The sequence below is a fragment of the Diaphorobacter ruginosibacter genome, from assembly GCF_014395975.1.
In the GTDB taxonomy this organism is placed as follows: domain Bacteria; phylum Pseudomonadota; class Gammaproteobacteria; order Burkholderiales; family Burkholderiaceae_C; genus Diaphorobacter_A; species Diaphorobacter_A ruginosibacter.
In genome coordinates this window covers 4,241,357-4,254,400 of record NZ_CP060714.1, presented here as the reverse complement: position 1 = coordinate 4,254,400, position 13,044 = coordinate 4,241,357, and the positions used below count along the sequence as shown (strand labels likewise).

Genomic DNA, 13,044 nt, shown 5'->3' with positions numbered 1-13,044 from the left:
TCCTACAGTGTCCGGAACACCTCGCGCGCCGCCTCGACCGTCTTGTCCACGTCCGCATCGGTGTGGGCGCTGCTCACGAATCCGGCCTCGTAGAGGGCGGGCGCGAAATAGTGGCCGCGGTCGAGCATGCCATGGAAGAACTTGTTGAACACCTTGCCGTCGGTCTTCATGACCTGCGGGTAGCTGGTGGGCAGCTCGGGCAGGAAGAAGAAGCCGAACAGGCCACCCTGGTGATCCACGCTGAAGGGCAGGCCCGCCGCATCGGCTTCCTGCTTGAGGCCGGCCATCAGGCGTCCGGTGCGCGCGTGCAGGGCATCGTGGAAGCCCGGCTGGCTGATGAGTTCCAGTGTCTTCAATCCGCAGGCCGTGGCGATAGGATTGCCCGACAGCGTGCCTGCCTGGTACACGGGGCCGAGCGGCGAGAGTTTTTCCATGATCTCGCGCCGCGCGCCGAACGCTGCCATGGGCATGCCGCCGCCGATCACCTTGCCCATCACCGTGATGTCGGGCTGGAATCCTGCGATCTGCCGGGCATACAGGCTTTGCGCGCTGCCGAGCGCGACGCGGAATCCCGTCATGACCTCGTCGTAGATCATCAGTGCGCCATGTTCCCGCGTGAGCTCGCGGATGCGGCGCGTGAAGTCCACCGAGGCACGCACGAAGTTCATGTTGCCTGCAATGGGCTCCATGATCACGCAGGCGATCTCGCCGCCCAGCTTGGCAAAGGCTTCTTCCAATTGGCCGATGTCGTTGTATTCGAGGACGATGGTGTCCTTGACCACGTCGGCAGGCACCCCGGCGGAAGACGACGCGCCAAAGGTCGCCAGGCCCGAGCCGGCCTTCACCAGCAGCGAATCCGCATGGCCGTGGTAGCAGCCATTGAACTTGATTATCTTGTTGCGGCCCGTGAAGCCCCGGGCCAGGCGCAGTGCGCTCATGCCGGCTTCGGTGCCCGAGCTGACAAGGCGCACCATGTCCATCGACGGCATGATCCTCAGGATGGCCTCGGCCAGCTGCACTTCGCGCTCGGTCGGAGCACCATAGGAGAAGCCTTCGAGAACGGCCTTCTGGACTTCGGCGATCACCTCGGGGTGGCCGTGGCCCAGGATCATGGGACCCCAGCTGCCGATGTAGTCGGTGAACTGCTGGCCGTTGGTGTCCCAGAAGTACGCGCCCAGCGCATGTTCCACGAAGCGCGGGGTACCGCCCACCGCAGCGAAGGCGCGCACGGGCGAGTTCACGCCGCCAGGGATGACCTGCTTGGCGCGCTCGAAGAGGGAAACGTTTGAATCAGTGGGATGTGTCATGAGGAGGAATCTGAAAAGCATCGACGTCCGGGACGTCGCCGGATTCGGAGGACGATTCGTCGTCTTCTTCGTCGTCATCGGGCTGGGCCCAGAACATGCGGTCGGGGAGCAGCTGGCCCATGCCCGGGCGATAACCTGCCATCAGGCAACCATCCAGGTAGAGCAGTGCCTCGCGCGTGGCATCGCCGAGGTCATTGTCACAGGCGATGAGCGCTGCGAGCGCGGCGGAGAGGGTATCGCCGGCGCCGGCGAAGCTGACCTCGAGCCGCTCGAACTGTCCGCTGCCCAGAATCGCCTGGCCCGATGTGAGCACGTTGTCGAAATGCTGGTTGTCCACGGGCACGCCGGTCACGAGCGTGTAGGACACGCCGAGCTGCGAGGCAGCCATGGCGATCTCGCGCGCAGTCGGCGGGCGGTCGCTGTCCCAGTCGGGAAGCAGCCAGCGGCGCAGGGTGCTGTGGTTTCCTACCAACACGGAGGTTTGCGGAAGCATCAATTCCTGGAAGGCATCCAGATACTGGTCAATGAGGTCGTCGCTCCACCAGGAAAGGTTGGGCATGTAGGCGACCACCGGAACCTCCGCATAGTCGGCCGCCAGCTCGGCGATCACGGCCAGATTCTCGGGGCTTCCCGCAAACCCGACCTTGATGGCCTGCACCGGCATATCCTGGAAGACGGTACGTGCTTGATCTGAAACAGCTTCGTCGTCAATAGGGAAGAAATCGACAATCTCTGTTGTATCCCGGACATAAGTGCCGGTCACAATAGTCAGAGCATGCGCGCCAACGGAGGCCATGGCGATGGCGTCTCCCATCAATCCTCCGGCCCCGCTGGGGTCATTGGCGTTGAACGTCACTGCGCAGACAGCGCCCGCGACCTCTTCGGAACCGTCGTTCTCCGACGGGGTGGAATGGGGAAGTGTGGGGTCTTGTTTCATGTACAGGTGCCAGCGTAGCCGGTGGCACGAAAGCTGCATCTCTTCGTGATGTCTAGATACAATCGTTGCATTCTATGTGAAGGCTATTTAAGCTGTGACAGACTCGAAAACTTGGATGTGTTTGATTTGCGGGTGGATCTATGACGAGGCGGAGGGGGCTCCCGAGCATGGTATTCCACCGAATACGCCATGGGAACAGGTACCCATGAATTGGACATGTCCGGAATGCGGCGCTCGGAAGGAAGATTTCGAGATGGTGCAGATTTGACGCAGAACTATCGCCTTTGCGATTTTCAGATTCCCGGGAGCGGTAGAAATTGACTACAGAAGCAAATCCTACGTTCAAAGTGCTTGTTGTCGATGACAGCAACACCATTCGACGCAGCGCAGAAATCTTTCTCAAGCAGGGTGGCCACGACGTGCTGCTGGCCGATGACGGTTTCGACGCGCTCTCGAAGATCAACGACTTTCAGCCGCAATTGATTTTTTGCGACATTCTGATGCCCAAGCTCGATGGCTATCAGACATGCGCCATCATCAAGCGCAACGCGAAGTACGCTGACACGCCCGTGGTCATGCTGTCTTCCAAGGATGGTGTGTTCGACAAGGCGCGCGGCCGCATGGTCGGCTGTCAGGAATACCTCACCAAACCGTTTACAAAAGACCAGCTGCTGCAGGCTGTGCAGCAGTTCGGCAACATGGATCAAGGAGTTAAGTAATGCCAATTCAGAAAGTGCTGGTTGTCGATGATTCGAAAACTGAATTGATGTATCTGACCGATTTGCTGCAAAAGCGCGGTCTGCAGGTGCGCACCGCGGAAAACGCGGACGAGGCGATCAAGCGCCTCGCGGAAGAGAAGCCCGACCTGATCCTGATGGACGTCGTGATGCCCGGCCAGAACGGCTTCCAGCTCACCCGCACGATCTCGCGCGATCCGTTGTTTGCCGATGTGCCGATCATCATGTGCACGAGCAAGAACCAGGAAACCGACCGCGTCTGGGGCATGCGCCAGGGCGCGCGCGGCTACATCACCAAGCCCGTCGATCCGGCCGAACTGCAGGCCAAGATCGACGCGCTGAACTGACGAACTCCTCCTGAAAACTACCTAGCGGATCCATGGCCAATCGCGAAGCCCTCAGAGAGCTCCAGACCCGACTTGCCAGTCGCCTCCAGGCGGCCAAGGCAGAGGGCTCGAACGTGTCGTCCTGGCTGGCAGTGGAAACCGCTGGCGAGCGTTACCTGCTGCCTCTCGGGCATGCCGGTGAAATCTTTCCCTGGAACGGTGTCCAGGCGGTTCCCTATACGCACCCCTGGTTTCTGGGCGTGGCCAACCTGCGGGGCTCGCTCATGGGCGTGGTCGATCTGGGAGGGCTTGCGGGCACTGCCGTCGCGCGCACCGAGCAGAGCCTGGCCGACTCGAGCCTGCTGGCGATGAATCCGGCTCTGGAAGTCAATTCGGCGCTCCTCGTGGACAGGCTGCTCGGCCTGCGCGGCACGGATGCCTTTGTGTCTTCCGAACCCCCGGCCGAAGGCGCACCCGAGTTCTTCGGCACGCGCTACACCGATGGACAGGGCGCGCTCTGGCAGGAACTGAATCTGCAGGCGATGGCCCAGAGCCAAGCGTTCCTGAGTATCGGTGTTTGACGTCGGCGTTTGATATTGGCGTTTGAGATTTTCTGTAAGGCTGCACTATGTCTTTTTCACTTGACAAACTATTCAAGCGCAAGGACGCCAAGTCCGCTGAAGGCGCAGACCCGGCGATCGGTGCATCCGAGCAGGACTCCCTGGTCGCCGGCTCCATGGCCGATTCGTTCCAGAACGAGGGCATGTACAGCGTGCAGGGCGATCCCAGCCAGCCCTCGCAATTCGGCGACGATGATGACTTTGCCAACCAGGACGTCGTGTCGCTGCCGCTGCTGGGCCGTGCATCGCCTGCTGCCCACCAGCGCAAGCTGCTGCTGCTCCTGGGTATCGGCCTTGTCGTGCTGGCGCTGATCGCCGGCTGGGTGCTGCAGCAGTCCAATCGCGTGGCGCAGCAGCTCACGGCGACGGGCCAGTCGCTGATGCAGTCGCAGCGTCTTGCGAAGGCGGTGTCGCAGGCTCTGGTGGGTGCCAACCAGGCATTCCCGGACGTGAAGGAAAGCTCCACCGTGCTGGGTCGCAACGTCAACGCACTGAACAGCGGCGACAGCGAACTGGGCGTGCAGTCGCTTGGCGACAACTTCAAGGCCGACCTGGATGCGATCTCCCCCCTGGTCGAGCGCGCAGAGCGCAACGCCAAGGTGGTGATGAGCCAGCAGAAGATCCTGACCCAGGTGGGTGACGCTCTGCGCACCATCAACCGCCAGTCGGCCGACCTGCTGGAGATCGCGGAGACGGTGTCCTCGCTCAAGCTGCAGCAGAACGCATCGTCCGCAGAAATCTCCGCCGCCGGCCAGCTCGTGATGCTGACCCAGCGTATCGGCAAGTCCGCCAACGAATTCCAGACGACCGAAGGCGTGAGCCCCGAGGCCGTGTTCCTGCTGGGCAAGGACTTGAACTCCTTCAAGGAGATCGCCCAGGGCCTGCTTGACGGCAGCTCCGAACTGCGCCTGCCCGCCAGCCGCGATGCGCAGACGCGCGAGCAGCTGGAAGGCCTGATCAAGCTCTATGACGAAACACGCACCCAGGCGGGTGCGATCCTGGGCAACCTGCAAGGCCTGGTGTCCGCGCGTGAAGCGCAATCCGCCATCGTGGCGGACAGCGAGCCGCTGCGCCGCGGCCTGGAGCAACTGCAGACCAAGCTGTCCGACCAGAGCGGTATCGGCATCGGCCAACTGATCGCACTGGTGCTGGCCGGTGTGTTCGTCGTGTTCTGCGGTATCGGTATTTCCCGCGTTCAGCTGGGCGACTCCCGCAATCGCCAGGCGGCCGCCGAATCGATGCAGCGCGATGCGAAGCGCCAGGAGCAGGAAGCCAAGCGCGTGAACGACGCGAACCAGGCCGCCATTCTGCGTCTGATGAACGAACTGCAGTCGGTTGCTGAAGGCGACCTGACACAGGAAGCGACCGTGACAGAGGACATCACCGGCGCCATTGCCGACTCGGTGAACTACACGGTGGAAGAATTGCGTCAGCTGGTGGGTTCGGTGCAGAACACCGCGACCCGCGTGGCACAGACGACGGCACAGGTGGACGCCACCTCGACCGAACTGCTGGCGGCTTCCACCGAACAGCTGCGCGAGATTCGCGAAACCGGCCGCTCGGTTCTGGAGATGGCGAACCGTATTAACGACGTGTCGGTGCAGGCGCAGGAATCGGCATCGGTTGCGCGCCAGTCGCTGCAGGCTGCCGACCAGGGCCTGACCGCCGTGCAGAACGCCATCGGCGGTATGAACTCGATCCGCGACCAGATCCAGGACACCTCCAAGCGGATCAAGCGCCTGGGTGAATCGTCGCAGGAGATTGGTGAAATCACCGAACTGATTTCCGACATTACCGAACAGACCAACGTGCTGGCCCTGAACGCCGCCATCCAGGCCGCATCGGCCGGTGAAGCGGGCCGGGGCTTCTCGGTGGTTGCGGAAGAAGTGCAGCGCCTTGCTGAACGCTCCGCGGACGCCACGCGCCAGATTTCGGCGCTCGTGAAGGCGATTCAGACCGACACCCAGGATGCCGTGGCCGCCATGGAGCGTTCCACGCAGGGTGTGGTGGAAGGGGCTCGCCTGTCCGACTCCGCCGGTACTGCACTGACGGAGATCGACCGCGTGTCGCGCCGTCTGTCCGACCTGATCGAGCAGTTCTCGACTTCCACATCGCGCGAGGCCGAACTCGCCAACGAAGTGGCCGAGAACATCCAGCACATTTTCGCGGTGACGGAGCAGACCGGAGAGGGTACGCGTACGACGGCCCAGCAGGTGCGAGAGCTGTCGCAGGTGGCCGAGGAGCTTCGCCAATCCGTTTCGCGTTTCAAGATTGCCTGAGCTGTTGTTTCCTCTTTAACGAACTGGCCCTTCGCGGGCCGGGGACGAATCCATGTCATCTCTTGAGGCTGTGAACGCTTCGGTCACTGATTGGACACACGGCGAGCAGGACCTGGGTCCGCTCGCGTGGGTGCTTGATGAACTCCGCAAATCGCTGGATGGAACGGTCAAGGCGATGCGCCGCTTTGTGCGCGACGCAGAAGTCGCCCGCGAATCCGATCTGGCATCCCTTGACGTCGGTCCGCTGCGCATCGCGCGCCAGCAGCTGCACCAGGCCAGCGGTGCGCTGGACATGGTGGGCATGGTCTCGCCCGCGCTGATCCTGCGTGCGCTTGAATCGGCGGTGCAGAAATATGTGCAACGCCCCGAGCTGTGCACCGACGAGGTGGCCAACACGATCGAACGTGCCAGCTTTGCACTCGTTGCCTATCTGGAGAGCGTGCTGGCGGGCAAGCAGGTTTCCGCCGTGTCGCTGTTCCCGCAGTATCGCGAGGCGCAGGCGCTGAATGGCGTGGAGCGCGTGCATCCGGCCGACCTGTGGCCTGTGGAGCGGCGCTTCCGCGAGCCCGAGATGGCGATCACCGTGCCGGCACAAGGCTACGACGCCGAGGCGCGGGGCAAGCTCGACAATGCGGTGCTGCGCATCATCAAGGGCGGCGACCAGGGCGCGGATGCCGAGCTGTTCCAGCTGTGCCAGGGTTTCGCGGCCGGCGAGGCCGACAAGCAGATCCGTTCGTTCTGGAAGGTCTGCAGCGGCTTCTTCGAAGCGCTGGTTGCGGGCCTCGTCAAGCCGGATGTCTACGTGAAGCGGGTGGCTTCGCGCGTCCTGCTGCAGTACGCAACGCTTGCCAAGGGTGATCGCACCATCGCCGACCGCCTGATGCACGAACTGCTGTTCTTCTGTGCACAGGCGAAGGCACCCGAAGGCGCGGCCTCGCAGCCGGCCACGCCGGCGCTCGACGCCGTGCGCAATGCATTCAATCTGCAGCGCCACCAGCCTGTCGACTACAACGTCGCGCGCTTTGGCCTGTATGACCCCGCCGTGCTCGCGCAGGCGCGCAAGCGCATCGGCACGGCGACCGAGACATGGTCGGCGCTGGCTGGCGGCGACCGCAACAAGCTCAAGCCTTCGGTGGACCAGTTCAGCCTGGTCTGCGACTCGCTGCGCAAGCTGCATCCGGGCAGCGAGCCGCTGGCGGCCGCGCTCACGCATGCCGTGGAAGCCACGGCACGCAGCGGCGAGCCCCCTGCGCCCGCGCTGGCCATGGAGGTGGCCACCGCGGTGCTGTACCTGCAGGCCTCGTTCGAAGAACTCGACGTGGCGCAGGAGCACATGGGCGAGCGCGCACAGCGCCTGGCCCAACGCCTCGACGGCGTGGTGGCTGGTGGCGAATCGCAGCCGCTCGAGTCCTGGATGGAGGAGCTGTACCGCCGCGTCAGCGATCACCAGACCATGGGCAGCGTGGTCGATGAACTGCGTGCCACGCTGGCCGATGCGGAAAAATCGATGGACCAGTTCTTCCGTACGCCGGAAGATGTGTCCGTGCTGAACAACGTGCCGGGCCGCCTGGGGCAGATGCGCGGCGTGCTGTCGGTGCTGGGTCTCGACCAGGCATCGCATGCCGTGGTGCACATGCGCGATACCGTGGAGCGCCTGGTGGTCGGCACCGTGCCCGAAGAGGAGCGTCCTGCGGTTTTCGAGAAGCTGGGCAGCAGCCTGGGGGCCCTCGGCTTCCTGATCGACATGCTGAGCTACCAGCGCACGATGGCGCGCAAGCTCTTCGTCTACGATGAGGCACAGGGCGAGCTCAAGCTGGTCATGGGCCGGGCCAAGCAGCATCGCGCGGACGATCACCCGGCTGCAGTGGACGGCGCGGTGGATGCGCGTGGCGCTGCGCCGCTGGCCCCGTCCGTGCCAGAGGCCGCGCCGGTCGCAAGCCCGCTGAACGTGGCCGCAGCAGTGCCGCAGGCATCGGTGCAGCCAGACAGCGTTGCTCCCACCACGTCGCGCGAGCTGGAAAACCTCGGCTTCGACCTGGAGCTCGACAACAGCGCCATGGCGCCCGTCGATTCGCCCGTCACCATTGCCGTCGAACCCATCCAGCCGCCCGCATCGGCCCCGATGCCCGCGCCCGGCGAGGAAGACGATGAACTGCTGCAGATCTTCCTGGAGGAAGCGCGCGAGGTGATCGGCAACGGCAACGCTGCCATCGAGACGCTGGTGCGGACCCCGTCCGACCTGAGCGAGCAGACGACGCTGCGCCGTGCATTCCACACGCTCAAGGGCAGCTCGCGCATGGTGGGCCTGAACGACTTCGGCGAAGCCGCCTGGTCGATGGAGCAGGTGCTCAATGCCTGGCTCGCGGAGCAGAAGCCCGTGCAGCCCGATCTGCTGACGCTGTCGGCCGACACCCTGAACGCCTTCGCGCGCTGGGTGGACGACATATCTGCAGGCAACGCCGCCGGCTGGAACCCGAAGGTGTTCTGCGCATCGGCCGATGCCATGCGCACGGAGGGGCGCCTGGTTCCGCTGGCGTTTACCGCAGCGGCCGTCGTGCCCGAGGCAGAGGTGCCGGCCGTTGCCGAAGGCGCCGCCGTCTTCGATCTGCCGGAACTTGAACCGGGTACCGATGGCGTCGTAGACGCAGGCACGGCAGCAGCCGATGCGTCGGCCCTGGACAGCGAGCCTGTGCCCGACTTCAGCGCGACCCTGCCATTCGAGCTGGACACCGCCGATGTGGCCGAGCCTGCTGCGGCCGTGCCGGCCATCGACCCCGCCACGGTGCAGGAAATCGACTTCTCGGTGTTCGAGCAGGCCCAGGAAGCAACGCTGATGGCCGAACTCGCGGAGCAACCCAGGGAAGGGCCACGGCGCGAAGTGCATGTGGCCAACCTCGAGCCGCACGAACTGCCCAACCTCGGCCTGACGGACGAAGCGTTTGCTCCGGGCATCCTCGATCGCAAGCTCGAGGCACGGGCGCAGGCGCTGTCGCTCGATGCGCTCCCCGCCATCGAGGAGCCGCAGCCGGCCGACGCGCTCTCGCTCGAGCCGGAGGAGAAGGCGTCCCCATCGGCAGAGGGCCTGCAGGTGCAGGAACTGCCGGAGGTGGACTTCGACGTGTTCGAGGCAGAAGTCCGGGCCGATGCTGCTGCGGCCCCCGTGGTGTCCGCAGAGGTGTCCTCGCTCGACATCGACGTGCCCTCGCTGTCTCTGGAGCAGGAAGCCGCTGGCGCGCAGGGCGATGTACCGACATCCGCCGCCGGAAACGAGTTCTTCGCATCGCATGAATTCGAGGCCGAATTCGTGCAGGAAGAGCCCGCAGCCGAGCCCGCTCGGGAAGCGCTTGCCGAGCATGTGGATGTGCCGCAGTCGATCTCCGACTTCACGCTGGAAAGCGCTCCTGCCCTGGCCGCCGAGCCCGTGTCGGAGGAAGTGATCGAGCCTGTTGCCGAATCTGCTGCAGAACCTGTGCCCGAAGATGTGGCGGAACAGGTGGACGAACCACAGCAGCCCGTGCAGGAGACAGCACAGGAAGCGGTGGACGAATCCGTCAAGGTCATCGGCGCACTGCGCATCTCGCTGCCGCTCTACAACGTCTACCTGAGCGAGGCGGAGGAGTGGTCGCAGAAGCTCATCAGCGACCTGCAGATCTGGCACGATGCGCCGAACAAGCCGGTGCCGGAGTCGACGATTGCCCGCGCGCATTCGCTGGCCGGAAGCTCCGCCACGGTGGGTTTCTCCGCGCTGTCGGACATGGCGCGCATGCTCGAACATGCCCTGCAGCACATCCAGCCGCAGCAGTACGCGGTGCCGGCCCAACTGGCCGTGTTCCAGGCCGTTGCCGAGGATATCCGCCGCCTGCTGCACCAATTTGCGGCGGGATTCCTGAAGGACCCGAGCCATCAGCTGATCGGGCAGTTGCAGGAGGTGCTGGACTCCGAACTGATCAGCGGCATGGCGCCGCTGTCGGAGCAGGAGACACAGGCCGAAGCGGTAGCATCGCAAGCCGCGGCAGTGGCAGAGCCAGTGCGCGGCTATGTCGCGCCGGCCCTCTCGGTGCCGGTTCCACAGCACACCGGCTTGCAGGCGCTGGAGCCCGACTCGGGCATGAAGGCCATCAGCCACCACGATGAATTCGATGCGGTGGACGTGATCGATCCCGATCTGTTCCCGATCTTCGAGGAAGAGGCAATCGAACTGTTGCCGGCGCTGGGCGGAGCCCTGCGCCAATGGTCGACCAACCCCGAAAACCTGGCGGCACGCAGCGAGCTGCTGCGCGCGCTGCACACGCTCAAGGGCAGTGCGCGCCTTGCCGGCGCCATGCGCCTGGGCGAGATGGCGCACCGCATGGAAACCGACGTCGAGCACATCGACAAGGACACTGCGCACACCGACGACATCGAGCCGCTGCTCACCAAGCTGGATGCGCTGCAGGAATCGTTCGTCGCGCTGCGCCAGGCGGGCGGCCAGCCTCCGGTACAGCCCGAACTCGTGGTGGCAATGCAGCCTCCCCTGGTGCCCGCGGTTTCTGTGGCCGAGGTCACCGCTGCCGCCATGCCAGTGGGCACATCCGCATCCGCATCCGCAGCCCAGGTGGCGCGCCCGCTCACGCTGCAACTGGCGAGCGTCCGCGCACATGCGGGCCAGACCGTTCGCGTGCGTGCGCAGCTGCTCGACCGCCTGGTCAACCAGGCCGGCGAGGTGATGATCGCGCGCTCGCGCCTCGATGCACGCATGGTGCAGATGCGCAGCTCGCTGACCGATCTGACGGGCAACCTCGAGCGTCTGCGCCAGCAACTGCGCGACATCGAGGTGCAGGCCGAAACGCAGATGCAGTCGCGTCTGGCGCTGTCCAAGGACACGGCGGCAGGTTTCGACCCGCTCGAGTTCGACCGCTTCACCCGCGTGCAGGAGCTGACACGCATGATGGCTGAGTCGGTCAACGACGTGGCCACCGTGCAGCGCAACCTGCAGCGCGCGATGGAAGGCGCCGAGGACGACCTGATCAGCCAGGGCCGCCAGGCGCGGGAACTGCAGCGCGATCTGCTGCGCACCCGCATGGTGGAGTTCGACAGCATCTCCGAGCGCCTGTATGCGCTGGTGCGCCAGGCATCCAAGGAGACGGGCAAGCAGATCAAGCTGGATATCGCGGGCGGCTCCATCGAGATGGACCGTGGCGTGCTCGATCGTATGACACCCGCCTTCGAGCACTTGCTGCGCAACTGCGTGGGCCATGGCATCGAGAGCCCCGAGGTGCGTGTTGCCGCGGGCAAGCCGGCGAACGGCTCGATCACCATTGCCCTGCGCCAGGAAGGCAACGACGTGGCGGTCGAGTTCCGCGACGACGGCGCTGGCCTGAACGTGGGCCGCATCCGCGAGAAGGCGATCGAGCGCGGCCTGATCACTCCCGACATGCCGGTGAGCGATGTGGAGGCTGCGAACCTGATCTTCATGCCGGGCTTCTCCACGGCGACCGAAGTGACGGGCCTGTCGGGCCGCGGGATCGGCATGGACGTGGTGAGAACCGAGGTGAACTCGCTGGGCGGCCGCATCGAAACCTCGACCGTCGTGGGCCAGGGCTCCTCGTTCCGGCTGGTGCTGCCGCTGACCACTGCGGTCACGCAGGTGGTGATGTTGCGTGCGGGCAATCTGTCGATCGGCGTGCCCGCGAGCCTGGTCGAGGTCGTGCGCCGCACGACCGCCCAGGAGCTCTCGAATGCCTACAGCTCGCAGGCGTTCGAGGAGGGCGATGAAAGCCTGCCGTTCTACTGGTCCGGCGCACTGCTGCAGTCGTCGCTGAACAGCACGGAGGCGAACGCCAAGATCCGCCCGGTCGTGATCCTGCGAAGCGCGGCCCAGCGCATTGCCATGCACGTCGACGAAGTGCTGGGCAACCAGGAAGTCGTGGTGAAGAACCTCGGCCCGCAGCTCTCGCGTCTGCCCGGCATGGCCGGCATGTCGGTGCTGGCATCGGGTGCCGTCGTGCTGATCTACAACCCGGTGGCGCTGGCCACGGTGTATGGCCAGAAGGTGCAGGAGGCCACGGTCGCCGCGGCGCAGGCGCAGCAGCGCAGCAGCGACGCGGCAGCGGATGGCGACGCCCCGGCCGCACCGTCCCTGCCGCTTGCGCAGAGCACGCCGCAGGTACCGCTGGTGCTGGTGGTCGACGATTCGATCACCGTGCGTCGCGTCACGCAGCGCCTGCTGCAGCGCGAAGGCTATCGCGTGAGCCTGGCGGCCGACGGCCTGCAGGCACTGGAGCGCCTGCAGGAAGAGCGTCCGACGGTGGTGCTGTCCGACATCGAAATGCCGCGCATGGACGGCTTCGACCTGGCGCGCAATATCCGTGCGGACCAGCGCCTGAAGGACCTGCCGATCATCATGATCACTTCGCGCATCGCGGAGAAGCATCGCGAACATGCGATGGAGCTGGGGGTGAATCACTACCTCGGCAAGCCATACTCCGACGAGGAATTGCTGGGGTTGGTGCAGCATTACTCGATGCTGGAGGCCCAGGCCGCTGCGGCTGGTTGATTGCCTGCTGCTTCGTTCCTCCTTTGAAAGCCGCGGGATGGGGTCTCGCGGCTTTTGTTTTTGCCGAGGTCTTTTTTAGGGCAGAGGCCGGGGGCAGTCCCGGCCTCCCCCTCAAACAAGAAAGCAGGAGTTGAATCAGCCAACCCCATCGAACCCACTCCGCTCAGCCAGCCGCCGTGAGTCAGTTGGGAAGAGGTATGTATGGCAGCTCGTGCCTTGGAGCTTCGTTGGGGCGGGGTTAGGACTTGGCTGCCCGCGGTGCCGGATACTCGCCCTGTGCATGTCCTGGAAAGACTTACGGAA

At 64.7% G+C, this 13,044-nt stretch carries 8 protein-coding genes; 6 read left to right on the top strand and 2 right to left on the bottom strand.

Annotated features, from left to right (window positions below):
- Positions 1-2 precede the first annotated feature (2 nt).
- Together hemL and thiD are read right to left on the bottom strand one after the other, a co-directional pair.
- Positions 3-1,307, bottom strand: coding sequence for a glutamate-1-semialdehyde 2,1-aminomutase (hemL, locus tag H9K76_RS19275; RefSeq protein ID WP_187596910.1), 1,305 nt, complete (start codon positions 1,305-1,307; stop codon positions 3-5).
- Positions 1,291-2,244, bottom strand: coding sequence for a bifunctional hydroxymethylpyrimidine kinase/phosphomethylpyrimidine kinase (gene thiD / locus H9K76_RS19270; RefSeq protein WP_187596909.1), 954 nt, complete (start codon positions 2,242-2,244; stop codon positions 1,291-1,293). Before thiD ends, hemL begins: the two co-directional genes overlap by 17 nt.
- A 94-nt stretch (positions 2,245-2,338) precedes the next feature.
- Between thiD and H9K76_RS19265 the strand changes: the two genes are divergently transcribed.
- From H9K76_RS19265 to H9K76_RS19240, 6 genes are read left to right on the top strand one after another with little or no spacing between them, the layout of a single operon-like run.
- Positions 2,339-2,512 (top strand): rubredoxin, encoded by a 174-nt coding sequence (locus H9K76_RS19265; protein ID WP_187596908.1) that lies wholly within the window; start codon positions 2,339-2,341, stop codon positions 2,510-2,512.
- Positions 2,513-2,561: 49 nt separating this feature from the next.
- Positions 2,562-2,963, top strand: a complete 402-nt coding sequence (locus H9K76_RS19260) for a response regulator (protein ID WP_187596907.1) — start codon at positions 2,562-2,564, stop codon at positions 2,961-2,963.
- Complete coding sequence (locus H9K76_RS19255; RefSeq protein WP_187596906.1) at positions 2,963-3,328, top strand: response regulator; 366 nt, start codon at positions 2,963-2,965, stop codon at positions 3,326-3,328. The genes H9K76_RS19260 and H9K76_RS19255 overlap by 1 nt, the downstream gene beginning before the upstream one ends.
- Before the next feature lie 32 nt (positions 3,329-3,360).
- Complete coding sequence (locus tag H9K76_RS19250; protein ID WP_187596905.1) at positions 3,361-3,888, top strand: chemotaxis protein CheW; 528 nt, start codon at positions 3,361-3,363, stop codon at positions 3,886-3,888.
- A gap of 47 nt (positions 3,889-3,935) precedes the next feature.
- Complete coding sequence (locus H9K76_RS19245) at positions 3,936-6,206, top strand: methyl-accepting chemotaxis protein (protein ID WP_187596904.1); 2,271 nt, start codon at positions 3,936-3,938, stop codon at positions 6,204-6,206.
- A 52-nt stretch (positions 6,207-6,258) separates the two neighbouring features.
- A complete protein-coding gene (locus tag H9K76_RS19240) occupies positions 6,259-12,741 on the top strand; it encodes a hybrid sensor histidine kinase/response regulator (RefSeq protein ID WP_187596903.1) in 6,483 nt (2,160 codons plus the stop codon).
- Positions 12,742-13,044: the final 303 nt, after the last annotated feature.

Excerpts from the sequence above, each read along its gene's own strand:
- thiD (WP_187596909.1), bottom strand. The coding sequence starts at position 2,244 with ATGAAACAAGACCCCACACTTCCCCATTCCACCCCGTCGGAGAACGAC.
- H9K76_RS19255 (WP_187596906.1), top strand. The coding sequence starts at position 2,963 with ATGCCAATTCAGAAAGTGCTGGTTGTCGATGATTCGAAAACTGAATTG.
- H9K76_RS19240 (WP_187596903.1), top strand. The coding sequence starts at position 6,259 with ATGTCATCTCTTGAGGCTGTGAACGCTTCGGTCACTGATTGGACACAC.
- hemL (WP_187596910.1), bottom strand. The coding sequence starts at position 1,307 with ATGACACATCCCACTGATTCAAACGTTTCCCTCTTCGAGCGCGCCAAG.
- H9K76_RS19245 (WP_187596904.1), top strand. The coding sequence starts at position 3,936 with ATGTCTTTTTCACTTGACAAACTATTCAAGCGCAAGGACGCCAAGTCC.
- H9K76_RS19250 (WP_187596905.1), top strand. The coding sequence starts at position 3,361 with ATGGCCAATCGCGAAGCCCTCAGAGAGCTCCAGACCCGACTTGCCAGT.